We start from the raw sequence: 16,057 nt of genomic DNA on the forward strand, positions 1-16,057 counted from the left end.
CTTTACAACCAGTCACCGCCCCACAGGGGTATGTTTAGGCGCAATTTATACCCACTGGCCGGCAACATAACCGCTTGACCATGCCCATTGGAAATTGTACCCACCTAACCAGCCGGTTACATCCATGACTTCGCCAACAAAGAACAACCCTTTTACTTTGGTACATTCCATGGTTTTAGAGGAGATAAACTGAGTATCCACCCCACCTAACGTCACTTCAGCAGTATTCCTAACAGGGTATGCCAGTTGTCAAAATGTTAGTTTATAATTAATACTCAGCATCAATTATTTTAATGATATCTCGCTTCAGATATATCATTAAAATAATCCCCAAAAGCGCATCACCTCAGATACGTACTCTCCATGAAAACAAGTTGTACGTTTTTAAACGTGTTATTTTATGTTGATGGTTTAAAAGAAAAAGGAATAAATCCATCATTCATAAATTGTGCATATTTAGTCACTTTGTATTTTTATCAATCCAAAGGAATATTTGCGAGATATAATAGTACAACAAGAGCTCTTAAACTAAACAACACTTACCTAGGCCAATAAACCTTAGTCAAAGGCAGCAAAGTTCTAGTCTCAATATCAAACGATATCATAGTATAGAAGTCGATTATAACCGGACGAAAGGCACAATGCTCTTGAGTATCTAAGTCCAGTTAACTTTCAAAAGCATAATGTCGCTTAATGAAGTATCCAGTCTTGCTGGAACAGATCCGATTGATTATTAACTTCTTTTTTAGTCAGACTTTATGACCTTAGTTGATTATACTCTTATAATTAGTATAAATTAGAGTTCGTAACATCATTGACTGGTAGTCTTAAATAGCACATTCCAATGTTGAATTTACGCAATAACCACCCCAAAATAGAAACTAAAGGCTAGAAAGCGATGAATATTTTTAACACCAGTTGCTACCATATTTTTATTGGTAACGGAACAACACAAAAGTTCAAAGGAACGGCTGCTGCGACTAAGAATTTTGAGCAATTCGCAAAAGAGGCAGTAAAGCAAACGCAAGGTAATATATCAACTCAAGAGTACACATTTAATGCGAATTCAAATGTTAAAACTGAATTTGAAAATTATTTGATAAACCCTTCAAATTGGGATGTATTTAGTAAAACAATGGCTGGATATTTGTTAAGTGAGCAACAAACATCTCAAGCACAAGTAGCCAATATGAAAGTGAAACTAACCCCTGGAAGTTTGTTAGTTATTCACTGTAAACCACCTCACAATAATACAGACATACTTGTGTTGGTAAAAATTGAACAGGAAGAAGTTGCTAGTGCTGAAGATTTTGAAAAATTGTTTGGGTTACCTGTCGACAAAAAAGCATTAAACACCGCTTTCATTACGTTTGAAAAAGATCAAGAACCTCAGTTATTAGTTTCTAAGGCCCGAGCCTATTGGACTAAATTTCTCGATGTATCACCAGTTCGTTTAGATAGCGTGAATACAGCCAACGCTTTTGATGCCTTAGATAATCAACTTAAAGCGGTAAAACGAAATCATAAAGCAGATTATTTACATTTGAGAAATCATTTACTTACATTTCTACGCAATAGAAGTGGGCAAACCATATCCTATAATGAGTTAATTGAAGTGGTTTTTGAGAATCATAAGCCATTAGATAGTAATTTTAAACCTGAGGAACTAGCTAAAAAGCTTATCAATCTCCCTAAGACATACAAAAGACCCTTCGATGCTCAGTTCAATGTTGATATGATTAACGTTAATGCAAAGCGAGTTAAGCAATCAGTAATGTTGACAGATAAAATAGAATTAAACATTAAAGATGCGGTCGACAATTTGGATCAACTAATTCAACCGTTTGAGAAAAATGGTGAAAAAGGCATCGTAATACTCAGTGAAGATGGTTACGAATACTTTAAAAAAAGTAATTAAATATGTTAAATAAGTTAAGGGGTATCTGGAGCAGTTGTGATTCTGTCTGGGATATTCACACAGAAACATTTAAGCGTTTAACTGCTTTTCTTGAGCTACATGAGTTGATCGAAGCTGACGTGGACTCTTTGTGCTCGTTCATATACGAAATTCAAAATAACCAAGATATTGTTACGGTAAAAGTTTTTCATGACGAAGATGAATCGATAGAGTTTTCGAATAACTCTAGTAATGAGATAATACTAGAACGGAGTGAAAATCTTAAAAAAATAATAGAAGATTTTGATGGAGAAGAAAAGTTATCTGTTGTTATTGAAGTATACAAAAAGATAAAAAAGCATGATGAGCATACTCTAATATCCAAGGTTTATTGTCTGGAAAAATTATCTTCCTATATTACAAGTTTATCTTTAAAGTCTTTTCACGATGAAATTTCATCTAACTTCTATGGCGAAAGCATACAAGCCGTTGTTTTTTATGGCGATTTCAAGAAGCGTGTTAGTACTAAATATTTTCATTTCATACCTAAAGATGAGTTTGATTCAAACGAATCTTACCCAAAATTTGATATTATTCGTGCTGAAGAAATAAAGAGAACACGAGCTAACTTAGGTCATTTTGCAAACGCTTCCGAGTGGCCATTTTTACCTGATCATTTTAAGTTTAGAGGCAATCAACCAGATGATTTAGGAGTTATTGCATCTCGATTTAATGGGCTTATTAATGCATATCTTATTAGCTGTTTTTCTAATTTAGCTATTATTGATGACAAGACTATCAAATATCGAATGAATGGATTAAAAGATATCTCTGGGAGCTATGATTTTGGCGCACTAATAAATATTAATGCAGATTTTCTCTGGGATCTTTATAAGTGGATTTATAAAGGCAGTTCAGTCGATAAGATGGGAGTAACGCGGAATATAATTCCATTGCATGTTGAAGACCTATTAAGCGTAGATCAGCCTGTTTTATCATCAGCCTATTCAAGTTTTATTCTTTCACAAAAAGATGACGTGAAGAATTACATTGATGCAACAAGCAAATTAGCAGAGCAAGTACGAGTTACGACTCAGAAAGCTGGAGAGGTCGCAGAAAAAATTGCGAACTCTATTAAATCTGGTGTTTTCGGTGTTACAACTTTTGCTATTTCAACAATTCTATTTAGGATTTTTTCAAAAGGTAATGACATTCATAGCTATTCTGACCTATTTGTATTTATAGGATCTCCTTTGTTTATTTCTATGATCGGCTTCGCTATGTTTGTTTTTTCTGTTCTATTTGGTTTATCTCTATTTGAATCATTCCAAGATCAGGATAGATTTAGGGAAATGTATGAACAATCAAAAAAAACCTATGAATACGTATTGACGAAAAAAGATATGAAGAACATTCTCAACGATGATGTATACTTTCATACGACTTATCGTTTTATTTCAGAGAGAAGAAAGCTTTATATTTGGGTATGGATTGGCGCGCTCTCTATTGTCTCCACGACACTTATATTGGCTCATTGTCATGCCATGAGTATAGCTAGCTAAAAAATTAGCACCCGCGAGTCACTTATTATTTGTTCTTAGGTAAGGCTACCCCACATTTGTACGCCTTTCTTGATATAACCACAGACCTTCAAGTATTTTTGAGGCTGTCCCGGTTTTGCACTGCTCTGGTAAGGCCTTACCACTCAAAGGCTTTAAGTCTTTCAAGAAAAGGAAAATCATCAACGTGATTTCTACTTCTGATAGAATCAGCTATCTGGTCTACAGTTCGTCTCTTTCTCAGAAGCATCAGCATTATCCTGTAAGTTAATTTAAAAATCCGCTGATTTTAATCCACGAATTTTATAGATCAATTTACTAGTGACGCCCTTCCCAATTTCTGAACGTAAGTAACGTTCAGAATAAGGTTGTAATATTTCCTCAGAGCCAATTTCTCCGCAGACGTACCATTGGGCATTCAATCCATGTGCGTGAGCTATCATCCGACGCACAGGGGCGTTGTCGTCCATTTGCATCCTGAAGGGTAACTCTGTGTCAGGCGCTAATTCATCAGTGGAAAACACACCATGTTCAATAAGGTATGCTCGATTGTAAAAAGTCCCTAATGGGTAAAGTAGTAGCCCCGCTTCTGATGCCGCATTTCTTAGTTTTTCTATAGCCTGATAATCCGGTTTGACCATTTCTAAAAGTGTCTTTGTTCGAGTATTGAACCATTCTTTATACTTGGCATGTACACTTGCATTATGGTGAAAATATTCATTCGAATAGAACAAACTAAGCATGTCGAAATATAAAACCTTCACTGAAACCACCTAGTCCGTCTTAGGCATAGTTAAAATGGTGCTTCATGAAAAAATCTAGATAACATCCTCTTTCTAAAGCCCTTTCCTCAATCTGCTTCCATAACACCGGTAGATAGGTTTTAAGAACCTCCACATCAGATTGGTGGTATTCATCCTTACAGTCCCCAGCAGCTGCTTTGAGCCACGCTGAGGGGGTTAAAATAGTGAGTCCTTGATGAAAATACTCAGGAATGGCTGCCCGTATTGCTTCTTCGCTACCGCTAGCTACATAAATGGTGACGCCTTCACCCGTCGCATAATAATGGCTAACTCCGATGTAAAACATATCAAGACCTCGATAACATATTGTCATTCTTAAAAATATTTATTTTTTACAGAAATGCAGCGATTACACGCTCTCTGAAATTCCCCAAGTTCAGTTGCCCAGAAGAAGCTGAGTACGCAGATATGGTTGACTGTTTTTCCGAACGTTCTTTATTCCAACTAAGCTGTATTTTCCCAATATCAGTTTTTCTCTTTTGTTGATCAGAGAAGGAATCTCGATCTGACGAAACAGAAGCTTGAGGTCTATCTTGCAAATTATCTGGCTTAATAAACAAACATGAGTCCGGAATATCTTGCTCGATCTGCTCTGCAAAACTCACCAGACTTTCTTCAGCAAAAGTGTACAACCATGCCTGCTGATTCAAGGATTCATTAGTTCGCAAAATTCGTCCTAAAACTTGTCTAAAATAAAGTTCTGTCTTCACATAACTTAAATGGCAACAGACTTGTAGACGCGGAATATCCGTCCCTTCACTAATCATTCCGACACTGATAATCCATTGGGTAGTCCCGTTCCGATATCCATTGATTTTCTCTAATGGATTGTCATGATAGTAAGTGACTATCTCTGTGCTTTGCTCATATGTCTCAGCCAAAACTTTCTGAATTTCGATTGCATGTCCTACTGATGAAGCAACAACCAAACCACCGGCATTAGGGTTATCCATACGTATTTCTGCCAGCTTTTTACAGCCAAGACCAAGCACATAGGTCATCGCATCAACATTCTGCAAAATGCTTTGATACGACGTTGCTGATTGCTTTAAAAGGTCTGGAATGGATGAAAATGACTTTGATTGTCCACTTTCAGAAATCGACAAGTGATCATTATCGATTAGTACAATTTTTGGTGAGCGACAGACCTTATCCATAATCGCTTGCTTTAAACCATATTGATAATCACACTGGATACGACCTTCAGCGTCAGAATACTGTGCTAATGTAATTGGCAGTAAATCAGACCGCCAGGGAGTGCCTGATAGGGACAATGTAAACGCAGCAATTCCTTGAATCTGTCTCAAAATTTGCTCTCCCCATACATTGGCATTTTCAATTTCATCACCTGAGCAATGATGAATTTCATCAAATACAACTAATACCCGGTGTTTTTTAATTGTTTCCCAAAAGCTATCTCTAAGGTATTTCATACCTTGATAAGTAAATGACGCACCTATTGACCCAAGCCCCCCGTTAAAAGAGCACCCTAATCGCCATGAAAAGGTATTTTTGATACCTTCAGCAATCGTTAATGATGGAGAAAAACAAAGAACCAGATCTATTTTATCTAAGTCATACAGCCTTTTAGCGATTTCTGCGGCGGTTACCGTTTTTCCGGCCCCTGGAGTGGCCTGAACCTGGAAATGTGATTGTCCAGACAAATACCTTTGTAAAGCTAGTTCAACACACTCTTGTTGCCATACTCTTAACATTCTGATTTTCCGAGATTAGTAAGCTTGAGAGCCTGATTAAGCACATTAATCTTGGCAAGATATCTGACCGATCTTTCTCTAGTTTCTTCTGAGAGCCTTAACAATGATGATTTCTGGGATGGTAACCTTTCAGACAATAGTTGAAATTCCTCGATCTCAGCTAAAGCGATCGCTAGTTCAGCTTCATACTTTCTTCTTTCCAAAACAAGTTCATCAAAACTAAGTGTCTTATCGCTGCTTCTTGTTACCGGTTTTATCTTTTGTGACTTTCGTTTTTTAGGTTTAAATTCAGTCGCTTTGAACATTTCTGACTTGTGATAGGTTTTCTTGCGTCCTTGACCTTTGGTCTGAAGCAATCCTTTTTGCTCTAACTGTAATAGATTGCGATAAAGAAATTTACGAGCCTCTACTACGTCTTTGAACTCTCCAGTTATTTTTAATAGTTCATCCCGTAAACGGGGCACCGTAAACCCATCAAGTCCCTTTTCTATGAGTAGGGTATAGATATATTCATTAAGCACTGTTTTATTCGTCATAAGAGTTCAAATTCAAACCAAAATGCGGATTATAATCCGTGGTTATATGATCCGCAATACAGGATAGTCTTTCATTTTGAGAACCCATAAAAATGAAAGACCTAGCAATCAAATTCGGAGCAAACTTACGAGCAATGCGTAAAGATAAAGGTCTATCTCAAGATAGACTTGCTAATGCAGCAGACATCGACCGAAGCTATGTCGGTCGAATCGAAAGAGGAGAAGTCAATATCACACTGGAAAAAGCGTACCAGTTGGCAAGTATTCTTGGTTGCGATGTCCGGGATTTATTGCCGTAAAGGAATATGGAATGAGTAAAAACCATTCCTAAAATCAGCATTCCTTTTAATACGTCAACTTTGTCATCTCATATTAAAATTATAATGGCGATTTATAAACGAAGTTAGTACCTGCCAGAGAAGAAAGTTGCTCTTGATATGTGGATTGAATATCTGAACATAATTACTAATCCGACTGCCAATTAACATCAATTTACGCAGCATAGATTACAGTGAGACACGTTTTACCAGATATCGTTATATTTCAATCGATTGAGCTGGGATCGAGTTTAATATCCAGCATTCTTGATGGACATTATTGATATATGAACTCCGTAAATACTGTGTTTCCATTGCTTGAAGACGAACTTTACTCATCATATCTATTGATGGATTTCCTGTAGGAGTGCCTGCAGCACGTTGTGCTTCTCTTAGATCTCCGTAAGCACCCATAAGTCTAATGAACTCATTTGCTTTTATATTTTTATGGGAACGGTTTGTCATTACACCTGCATATTTGTAAGAATCCATAATAGTATGTACCGAATCACCATCGACATCGAATGGTGAGGAAATCCATTTAAATACATGAAGTAGGAATAAGTTCGCTTGCCATGAAACCGGGTTAGGATCTGTTGGGAAGGTTTCTGCGGTAGATGTACTTAGGCTTTCCTGTAATTCAGTAGCTCCAATAAAAATAATATTGGGCCCATTTTTACCTGTTCTACTAGCTTTCACATAGTTGAATATTCCAGCAAAACACTGGCCAAGATAGATAATAGCTTGGTCTAGTTTAGGGGATGATTTTATCGATTCTAATAGGCGATACGGTGTAATAGGCTTAGCTGCGTCGATTCCTTTCTCACTGCCATGACCGGTAACAAACATAACTAGATTGTCATACTTGTTATTTTGCATATCAATGAAAAAATCTTGGGTTAACTGTATGTTGTAGATGTTTGGCGATGCTATTTGAAAGAGGTTGTTAATGTTAGTCCTATCTTTTCCATCAACATACACAGATATATTCTCTGGTCGGATACCCGCTCTTTCTAGAGAAGACAAACCATATACTAAATCAAGTATATGGCGATCTTCGGGATTGACATCTGATGAAGCGAGGAACAGTACCCACCTAGTGTTGCTTTTGACTAGACTCACGTTGCAGCTAACTTATTTTTGTATGAATATAATTACAGGCTCATAGAAAACTGATTACTTAGGGATACAGGTCTTGGTACATCATCAAAGTAGAACAGTTCTTCCATCGTTAGTTCTTCAGGAGTAATAGAAAGTAGTATTTTTCCACTTTCATCTAACCCATAAATTTCTTTTCCAACTTTTAGAAAGTAGGACGCTTCAGTCTCTTTGTTAGGTGATTTGAAAAGAAACCATTGACCAGAGTTTACACATTCTTTGACGTAAGGGTCTACATTTGGTAAATCTTTAGACTGTATATGTGTGAATTTCATCGCTTACCCCCTGAACTTACTTACAGAGACAAAGTACTGAAAGTAGTTTTCTGTGCAAAAATTATGCACTTTTTTTTCTCGGCGCGCATTTTAACAACACTATAAAATATAGCAACTAATAGTTATTAGTCCACACTTGCACAATTTGGGTCGGATTAAAAGTGATTTTTGTCCGAAAAAAATATGCATCTAAATGTAGATGAAGATTGGCTCTGTAAAATTGTATGCAGGTTTCAACCAATTCAGATTTCATTGTTAAACATTCTGACCAGCAACCCACCCAGATGACCATGCCCACTGAAAATTGTAACCACCCAACCAGCCAGTGATATCCATACATTCACCAACGAAATATAGGCCTTTTATTGATTTACATTCCATTGTTTTAGATGAAAGTTCATTGGTATCAACTCCCCCCAATGTAGCTTCAGCTGTTCGGTAGCCCTCAGTCCCATTTGGTTTTATCTTCCAGTTATGGAGGTTTAAAGCAACATCTTCAATTTGCTTCTTGTTAAACTGACGTAGTGGTTTATTTTCAAATACATTAAGTTCAATAAAATAATCAATTAATCGCTTAGGAAGAACTTTAGATAAAGATGTTTTCAGCTCTTGTGCAGGGTTCTTAGCGATTGCCTTTTCTAAAAACTCTAATGCATTCGTTTCCGGTAACCAATCTACAGTAACAGAATCACCAGGGTTCCAATACGAAGATATTTGCAGTATAGATGGACCAGATATCCCCCTATGAGTAAACAATAGAGCCTCAAGGAACTCTTTGTTATTACAACTTATTCGTACTGGTAAAGCTGTACCGGTTAGCTCCGTAAGTCCTTTCTCACGCCCATCTAATGTAAACGGTACTAATGCCGCTTGAGGCGGTATAACCCCCAAACCAAACTGTTCCGCAATTTTCCAGCCGAATGGCGTAGCTCCAAGGCGTGGCATTGATAGCCCACCGGTGGCAATCACTAGCGATTCACTTTTGAATGTACCTTGAGTTGTTTTAACTTCAAAATCATTGTCATCGATACGTTCAACCGAGATAATTTCAGATTGGTACTTATACTTAACGTTCCCAGTTTCTTCACATTCACTGGTAAGCAAGTTAACAATATCTTTCGCACTATCATCACAGAATAGTTGCCCATGATCTCGTTCATGAAACGGTATGTTGTACTTAGCAATTAGCCCAAGGAAATCCCAATTAGTGAATTGCGATAATGCTGATTTACAGAAGTGTGGATTCTGTGAGAGATAGTTATTGGCTGTCACATCATAGTTAGTAAAGTTACAGCGACCACCACCTGAGATAAGGATTTTACGTCCGGGCCGTTTGCCATGATCGATCACTAGGACTGAGCGCCCACGTTGACCGGCACTAGCAGCGCACATTAGACCGGCCGCACCAGCACCAATTACAATAACATCATGCAGAGTTATAGACATGATAAACTCTCTCAGTAAAAATCAATGGGATTTCAAAAAGCGCAATTTTACCTTTTTTACAAAAAACTTCCTCTCTTAAATTTACCGATGCAACCATTACTGCTTGCTGTTGTTATCAAACAACAAATTAGCTTCTTCTTCGATATCACTTAGACCTGCAAGTATCTGATTCGCCATATCACTATCTAAACCAAAGCTATTTACTTTAAGTTTCAAATCCTTCACAGAAATTGAGATAGCATTCAATCTACTTTGTAGATTGGATACTTCATAAGCATAACTGAATACGTCCAGTTCCTCCCATGCAAAATCAATGTAATGAAACAATGACTTAGGGTCCTTGTGATCGGTAAATCCAGCTACTTTTCTTAAAATCGTCCTGTAATCATGATCATTGATGTTGTACTTATTTTTGAGAGGGTTCTTATCCATAAATGAACACAAATGAATCTTAACCATGTTTGTAATAAAGCGATGCCTGAACATGGATTGGCAGCTTTTTACTTCAACCCCTGCACGTATATTTAAACGGCGAAATTCTTGATATGCAGCATCTGGTTGAACTTGTTTAGCATTCTCTGAACCTAAAAAAATATAATCATCTACATCATTTTCGTCAGCTATCAGACCATTTTTTTTCAATCTATCTATTAATTTTTTTCGATGATCTTCCATGAACAACAGAACTTTAATCGCTACACTTTTCTCTATTGGAATTATTCGAAAACGACCTTCTTCACGCTTTAAGGTTGGAATTTTTATTTTATTATTTTCTACAAGCTCAATGTTATCATCGTATTCTATTTGCACTAATTCTTGAGGCCTTAACCCCGTTGCTTCGAGCATAGTAAGTTGGAATCTCCTCCGATGGTACATATAGTCCAAATGCTCTTCCTGATCTGTTTCATCAAACAATTTTAATAGGCGGTCATTTAATCTCATCTCGCTCCTCGTATCATTGATAGAATCCCAGAGCTGATTAATTACCGCTGCAGATATTGGTGTTTTAAGTTGAGGCGTTGAGCGAGGCAACTTGGTCGGAAAAACCTCTGTTTCTCCAAAGCCTTTACCGTTTTTTCCTGTCTTTTTAACCACTTTTAACTTAATTTGAAAACGCACCTTTGTCGTATCAACTCCAATCAGATTCAACTGTGGATAGTGCTCTTTCTGAAGCCATTTTAAAAATGCTACTATTTTTGGAAGAATCCCTTGTCTTATAGTGTCATTGCTACGAGCTCGTCTGCCATTTGAACGTTTGTCAGCGACTAGCTGCCTAATAAGCTCATCAATATCAGCAGTTCTAAGCTCATGAAATTGAACCTTTTCATGGTAGCAATACCGCACAAGATGGGTTAAATCGGTAGCATAAGTTCCAACAGTTCCTCCATCAGATTTTTTTACACGCTTAGTATCTGATATATCAGATAAATACATCTCGACAGGGAAACACGTACGACCATCAGGCCAACGGAATTGGTAAACACCTTCTCGTTTATCTACGGTAGAAATAACCTCGCCTGTTTGATGATCAAACCGAAGCACTGACGGATACTCAATGTCATGTACAAAAGTCCAAAGTTGATTATTATTTCTCATTATCAACCGCTAGCTGTAACCCAAAGTAAGATGAAAATAAATCTTGATGTTTTTGATATTCCAAAGAATTCCCTCTGGAATTAGCTATTAAATCAAGCACTATAGTATTTAGTTCATTATAAGCTTTCACTAAAATAGCTTGATCTCGTCTCAAAGACTCTACTTCTCTCAGAGCTTCTTCCAATTTATTAACCGGCTTCTCTGGATTGACTTCCTCAATATCCTTTGATGTGTATTCTTTTAGAATAGATTTTCTTAAATTATCAACTGCCTCAAATCCACCATCAATATACTTATTGCAATATTTTTTAAATGAGCCAAGAGCCATCCCCTCTATCTTTTTTCCTTTACGAGCGATGCTTGCTAACTCACTTTGTCTGTTGCATTTATCAGTAATCCAAGTGTATTTATCAGACCTCTCGTTTAATGCATTTTGCATTTCTGTATATAAATTGATAACTGATTGCGCCTTCATGTTATTAGTCATAGCTTTACAACCTTAAATGCAACCTTAGCTTCATTTATCAAACCAAAGGAATCTCCCATACTAAAGAATTCTATTTGATAAGTACCCTTCATTAGCAAAAGCTCTAAATAATCGTGCAGCTCATCCTCCTCAATATCGGTATAGTCTTTAACTTTGAAATGATCACATACAAGTTGGTATAGTTCTTCAATATTCTGCATCTCTAATAATGAACTATTCTCATAAAAATAAGTCATTTGCTGTCGAGCATATTCAGCTTCTAAGTCCGTCATCTCTTCTCCAGGGTTACTAGATTCAATATAATCGAGAATATGATCTGGGTCTTTGTGCCCAGCAATCCACTGACAAGCATCAATAGAAGAATTCTTAAATGTCCAGAAAAAGGTTAGTAGAAAGGATTTTCGTAATTCATGAATATTTACGTACCATCGTCTGCCGTATTCATCCACACTCGTACCAAAATAATCGCAAAACTTTTCTAAAAGCATTTTAATTTTCTCATTATCCATAATCGATCCCCTTGTGTTCTCGTTTCCAAGATTCAGGCGATAGAGAAGATAATCAGATTCTTTTTTACTTACTTTAGTGCCCCATTTTTTTGCAAAATCATTAAATTTCCGCAAAATGTTAATTGCTTTCGCCGTTATTGTCGGGATAGGTTTGGCGGTCTCTGGTAATAAATCTGAAATGCCGGATTTCATTAGTCGTTGCTCTAGCCAGTATCCATCACCTTCCTGAAAGTAGAGACAGTCATATGGAAGTAATGCCAATTCCTCTATTCGGATGGGCTTAAGCCCTGCGATAATAAGGAGGCAAGATGCTTGCAGAAGCTCTGTTAAACAAACAAATGAAAGCTTATTTTCATCATCACAGTTTTTGAACGCACTATCTAACTTATAAAAAGAAACAACATTAAACTCCTTCAACAAAGCATCTGGCAGCCGTTGCACCAAAATATCTAACTTGCTAGTCTCTGAACGACTAAGGATTTTATTTTCATAAAGATGTCCAATCACATCTTCATAAGCTTTTAAGATATCATCAGAATGATTAATAATTACGTTAATTGACTTATTTATTAGGAGTAAAGCATCATCGAGTGGAATCCAAGGGGTATGCGACGGAGGTGCGCCACGACGTTTCCATTTTGCTTTCATGTCGCCTAAAGTGAAAGTTTCAGAGTTCCCGAGGAAGCCAGGAAATAGACTCACATACTGAAAACCTTTTTCATACAGAGGGATAAATTGAGTTATGTATCTTGAAGAATATTTTTTCTTCAAAAAATTTCGGATAAGTGGCGTTTTATGTGAGGGATATTTTGTAGAAAGATTCGCAGGCAAAAGAACCTTGTCATTTAGCTTCAGAAGATCTGGTTCCAATTGCCGCAAGAACAATGTTGCCTCATGCGACATCAAATCATGTTTTTTTGTATTAAAGTGTGCATTCACTTTAATACGATCTACTATTTCAATACCTCTCAAGTTCAATTTATATAAATCGTGTTCCCGAAAATACCTTTCAACTATTTCAACTTCAGAAGCCTCAAGAAAGCATGGGTTACGTTCTTTACCTAGAACAAGACCAACCTTTGATAGAATTTTCTGACCGACAGCTAAAGTATGGAATGTTCCACCATTAATCATCTCGTTGCCATACACTTCAACATCTGACGCGGAAACTTTAGACAGCCCAAATTCAAGAGGTTGAAAGCGAGCTTTGTGAAGAAAAACCCACGAAACAAAGTTCAACAACGAGCCTGTGAACGATTTAATGAGAGAAGTAGCCATTCTCTCCTGATTGATAGGATCTTCGATAACTAAAAATACTAACCTTTGCAACTGATACAAAAAGTGAGCATTTTTCTGATCGGTAAGATAACTACCATCCGGTAAAAGTCTTTCCCAAATTACAGTTTCAGCATATTTGTAATCTCTACCTGTCTTAGCTTTCTCTGCTTTAGTTGTCTTGACTGTATTCCTTTTTTTAATTACCCACACAGGAACATCGACAGGAGTTAACAGCCAATCCGAAGTGAAATCACCATCATAAGGTGCCGTAGCTACATCATAGCCACTTAGAAAATCTATAATGTTATCACTCTCAGGAACTAACGCTTCAGGAATATGTACATCTAACGATCTCATAAATAAGCTCCCGTCTTTATAAACATATCTGACCAATCAATCTTCTTTATCAATACATTTGAACGCTCTATAGCAGTTTTATGCATTTTTGATAATTTAGATTCACTTTTCATTGGCAAAGTTGCCTGTAGATGATTTGCCAAATAAATAAAGCCAAGAGGAGAAATACCTGATGTTGAATCTGTTTTTGAAAGAATTTCCACATCAACATGACATAGCTTTGCTGAATCACGATAAGTGTAGAGGGCCGTCAATGCTGTCTCAGATAGTGCAATATTTAAACTACCCTCAGAAGGTAATTCAACATCAGTATCAACTGAGTGTTCTCTTAGATATTGAAGCAAAGGACTTTTATTTTCTGTATCACTCAATATCCCAATCAAGAATGCGTTAAGTTCATTCAGAGATGAAAAATCAACCGCCTCCAATTGATAGTCTTCACCCATTGTCGCAGCAGCTATCAATAAATTTTGATGTCTACGAACAAGTCTTGTATTCCACGCAGCTAACAGTGGCTCAGGTATGTAATGTTCCATTGAAACTTTTTTTGTGTTACCAAGCTTCCTACTAACCGCTTTTACTGAACCAGTTCTAAACCATTCGAGCACACCTTCTGTATGCCGAAGCTTTGAATGGTTAATAGTTCGAGCTCCCAGACCAAATTGGTTTAATGATGGAAAATAACTTGATAAACAAGTAGTAAACTCTTTGCCGTTTTTATGTTTGGATGAGTTATATCCTGATAATGCGATACTTACACGACTTCTTGAGGGATTAGTTATAGCATCTCGTTTCTGGTTTACAGTTAAAAATAAGTAGTCTTCTTTTCCTTTTGAAATCAAACCACTACGTTTATGGCGAATCTCTAATAAAAAACTAATTATCTCTAAACTAAGATCGTCAAGAACCTCCTTTTTCATTGTGCTAGCTCTACGCTTATCGATTTCAAAAGTCATCCCTAAATCAGACAAAGCAAGATGAGGCTTGCCATCGATATCGACCGTTTTAGCTTCAACTAATGATTCAAAAGTCCACTTGGGGTTTAACATCATTAGTATAGCTACAAGATAGCTAACATCAGCCACAGTCAACAGCCCCATACACCACCCCAAACGATGCGCTGGAGTAATAATAGATGGATTCTCAATTTCAATAGATGGCAGGAAATTCAATCCATCAGATTCTGATAATTCTTTCCATGGTAAATAAGACTCTTCAGTGGGGCCTCGTTTCCACATACCATTGCAATTTTTATCAAGTAAATAAAGATACATCCAAATACCACCTTCCGCATTTGGATCGGCAATGTGATATCGTACTGAATATTTTTTTCCATTATTGTTTTGCTCTGTTACTCTGAAGTATCTATTGCCTTTTTCATAAATAGCCATACGCTCAGGTTCTGTTTCAGAGATGTTAGCAATTACATTTTTGGCAAAATCATAATGTGATGTTATCGCTTCCCAATATTTCTTAAGGCAATCGAGTAATTTGTCCCTTTTTCTCTCTAAATCAAAGCGAATTTCATCGAGATACTGCGCATCTGTTCGATGAAGACCTATCGGCGTCAGTACCTTATCGATAGTTTTTATTGAGGTTTCTTTTTTTGGAGTATTTTGACCAATCAACTTAACATTAAAACTTGAATTTGTTTTTATCTCGCCGACTTTCTTCATATGAGGGATGATTACAGATAACGGAATAACATCACGGTCTTTCATAAAAATCAGAAATGGTCTGCAATTAGAATTCCAGTTTTTTACTCGTGTTGTTAGTTTCGCTTTTGAATATGGTGTAGTCAGAGTAGAGGCATAAGCTTGACGCACAAGCTCTTTCCAACCCTGGGATGTTTTCGGCAAGGCATTAATGCATAAACATTCAATCGCAGGAAACAGCGTATGATTCAAACGCCCAAGCCACGCTTTTTTGGTTTTATACACTTTGCCTTCATTGTACAAGATAATTTGTTCTATTAAGCGTTCTTTATCCTCAAGATTTAAGATTGTTTTTGATACAGAGGTAAAGATAGAACCTCCATCACCATCATCTATTCTAAAGCCAGATTTCCCATTTTCTATCGTAAATTTCAATCATCACCAACTTGTCAAAAAAAATTATCAAATT

The 16,057-nt window shown here is 36.8% G+C and carries 14 protein-coding genes and 1 pseudogene; 3 read left to right on the forward strand and 12 right to left on the reverse strand.

Going from position 1 to position 16,057, the window contains the following annotated elements; translation table 11 throughout:
* Positions 1-45 precede the first annotated feature (45 nt).
* A pseudogene (locus tag I1A42_RS16090) lies at positions 46-225 on the reverse strand (NAD(P)/FAD-dependent oxidoreductase); the annotation flags it as partial.
* A 673-nt stretch (positions 226-898) separates the two neighbouring features.
* Here I1A42_RS16090 and I1A42_RS16095 point away from each other — a divergent pair.
* Both I1A42_RS16095 and I1A42_RS16100 read left to right on the forward strand, forming a co-directional pair.
* Positions 899-1,918 carry a hypothetical protein gene (locus I1A42_RS16095; RefSeq protein WP_196124047.1) on the forward strand — a complete coding sequence of 340 codons (1,020 nt, stop codon included), beginning with the start codon at positions 899-901 and terminating at the stop codon, positions 1,916-1,918.
* Positions 1,919-1,920: 2 nt separating this feature from the next.
* Positions 1,921-3,459, forward strand: a complete 1,539-nt coding sequence (locus tag I1A42_RS16100; RefSeq protein WP_196124048.1) for a hypothetical protein — start codon at positions 1,921-1,923, stop codon at positions 3,457-3,459.
* Between the two features lie 269 nt (positions 3,460-3,728).
* On the opposite strand, the gene I1A42_RS16105 is transcribed toward I1A42_RS16100, so the two are convergent.
* The 4 genes from I1A42_RS16105 to I1A42_RS16120 are packed head-to-tail and all read right to left on the reverse strand — an operon-like array spanning position 3,729 to position 6,510.
* Entirely contained in the window at positions 3,729-4,220 is a 492-nt protein-coding gene (locus tag I1A42_RS16105) for a hypothetical protein (RefSeq protein ID WP_196124049.1), read from the reverse strand.
* A gap of 19 nt (positions 4,221-4,239) precedes the next feature.
* Positions 4,240-4,545, reverse strand: a complete 306-nt coding sequence (locus tag I1A42_RS16110) for a hypothetical protein (RefSeq protein WP_196124050.1) — start codon at positions 4,543-4,545, stop codon at positions 4,240-4,242.
* 46 nt (positions 4,546-4,591) lie between these two features.
* Positions 4,592-5,974 (reverse strand): DEAD/DEAH box helicase, encoded by a 1,383-nt coding sequence (locus I1A42_RS16115; protein ID WP_196124051.1) that lies wholly within the window; start codon positions 5,972-5,974, stop codon positions 4,592-4,594.
* Positions 5,968-6,510 carry a phage tail tape measure protein gene (locus I1A42_RS16120; protein WP_196124052.1) on the reverse strand — a complete coding sequence of 181 codons (543 nt, stop codon included), beginning with the start codon at positions 6,508-6,510 and terminating at the stop codon, positions 5,968-5,970. Before I1A42_RS16120 ends, I1A42_RS16115 begins: the two co-directional genes overlap by 7 nt.
* Positions 6,511-6,602: 92 nt before the next feature.
* Here I1A42_RS16120 and I1A42_RS16125 point away from each other — a divergent pair, with 92 nt between their 5' ends.
* Positions 6,603-6,809 (forward strand): helix-turn-helix domain-containing protein, encoded by a 207-nt coding sequence (locus I1A42_RS16125; RefSeq protein ID WP_196124053.1) that lies wholly within the window; start codon positions 6,603-6,605, stop codon positions 6,807-6,809.
* Between the two features lie 237 nt (positions 6,810-7,046).
* Here the strand turns inward: I1A42_RS16125 and I1A42_RS16130 are convergent, their stop codons facing one another.
* From I1A42_RS16130 to I1A42_RS16160, 7 genes are all read right to left on the reverse strand, one after another.
* A complete protein-coding gene (locus I1A42_RS16130; protein WP_196124054.1) occupies positions 7,047-7,949 on the reverse strand; it encodes a hypothetical protein in 903 nt (300 codons plus the stop codon).
* A 32-nt stretch (positions 7,950-7,981) separates the two neighbouring features.
* Positions 7,982-8,260, reverse strand: a complete 279-nt coding sequence (locus tag I1A42_RS16135; RefSeq protein ID WP_196124055.1) for a hypothetical protein — start codon at positions 8,258-8,260, stop codon at positions 7,982-7,984.
* 255 nt (positions 8,261-8,515) lie between these two features.
* Positions 8,516-9,706 (reverse strand): BaiN/RdsA family NAD(P)/FAD-dependent oxidoreductase, encoded by a 1,191-nt coding sequence (locus tag I1A42_RS16140; RefSeq protein WP_196124056.1) that lies wholly within the window; start codon positions 9,704-9,706, stop codon positions 8,516-8,518.
* A gap of 96 nt (positions 9,707-9,802) precedes the next feature.
* Positions 9,803-11,302 carry a tyrosine-type recombinase/integrase gene (locus I1A42_RS16145; protein ID WP_196124057.1) on the reverse strand — a complete coding sequence of 500 codons (1,500 nt, stop codon included), beginning with the start codon at positions 11,300-11,302 and terminating at the stop codon, positions 9,803-9,805.
* Positions 11,292-11,789, reverse strand: a complete 498-nt coding sequence (locus tag I1A42_RS16150) for a hypothetical protein (protein WP_017189926.1) — start codon at positions 11,787-11,789, stop codon at positions 11,292-11,294. Before I1A42_RS16150 ends, I1A42_RS16145 begins: the two co-directional genes overlap by 11 nt.
* A complete protein-coding gene (locus I1A42_RS16155; RefSeq protein WP_196124058.1) occupies positions 11,786-13,933 on the reverse strand; it encodes a hypothetical protein in 2,148 nt (715 codons plus the stop codon). The genes I1A42_RS16150 and I1A42_RS16155 overlap by 4 nt, the downstream gene beginning before the upstream one ends.
* Positions 13,930-16,023: a hypothetical protein gene (locus I1A42_RS16160; RefSeq protein ID WP_196124059.1), complete on the reverse strand. Its 2,094-nt coding sequence runs from the start codon at positions 16,021-16,023 to the stop codon at positions 13,930-13,932. The genes I1A42_RS16155 and I1A42_RS16160 overlap by 4 nt, the downstream gene beginning before the upstream one ends.
* Between the last annotated feature and the right edge of the window lie 34 nt (positions 16,024-16,057).

Origin of the sequence: Vibrio nitrifigilis (assembly GCF_015686695.1) — a bacterium.
GTDB classification, from domain to species: Bacteria; Pseudomonadota; Gammaproteobacteria; order Enterobacterales; family Vibrionaceae; genus Vibrio; species Vibrio nitrifigilis.

Coding starts and splice junctions, on each gene's coding strand:
- I1A42_RS16095 (WP_196124047.1), top strand. CDS start 899: ATGAATATTTTTAACACCAGTTGCTACCATATTTTTATTGGTAACGGA.
- I1A42_RS16100 (WP_196124048.1), top strand. CDS start 1,921: ATGTTAAATAAGTTAAGGGGTATCTGGAGCAGTTGTGATTCTGTCTGG.
- I1A42_RS16110 (WP_196124050.1), bottom strand. CDS start 4,545: ATGTTTTACATCGGAGTTAGCCATTATTATGCGACGGGTGAAGGCGTC.
- I1A42_RS16115 (WP_196124051.1), bottom strand. CDS start 5,974: ATGTTAAGAGTATGGCAACAAGAGTGTGTTGAACTAGCTTTACAAAGG.
- I1A42_RS16120 (WP_196124052.1), bottom strand. CDS start 6,510: ATGACGAATAAAACAGTGCTTAATGAATATATCTATACCCTACTCATA.
- I1A42_RS16125 (WP_196124053.1), top strand. CDS start 6,603: ATGAAAGACCTAGCAATCAAATTCGGAGCAAACTTACGAGCAATGCGT.
- I1A42_RS16135 (WP_196124055.1), bottom strand. CDS start 8,260: ATGAAATTCACACATATACAGTCTAAAGATTTACCAAATGTAGACCCT.
- I1A42_RS16140 (WP_196124056.1), bottom strand. CDS start 9,706: ATGTCTATAACTCTGCATGATGTTATTGTAATTGGTGCTGGTGCGGCC.
- I1A42_RS16145 (WP_196124057.1), bottom strand. CDS start 11,302: ATGAGAAATAATAATCAACTTTGGACTTTTGTACATGACATTGAGTAT.
- I1A42_RS16150 (WP_017189926.1), bottom strand. CDS start 11,789: ATGACTAATAACATGAAGGCGCAATCAGTTATCAATTTATATACAGAA.
- I1A42_RS16155 (WP_196124058.1), bottom strand. CDS start 13,933: ATGAGATCGTTAGATGTACATATTCCTGAAGCGTTAGTTCCTGAGAGT.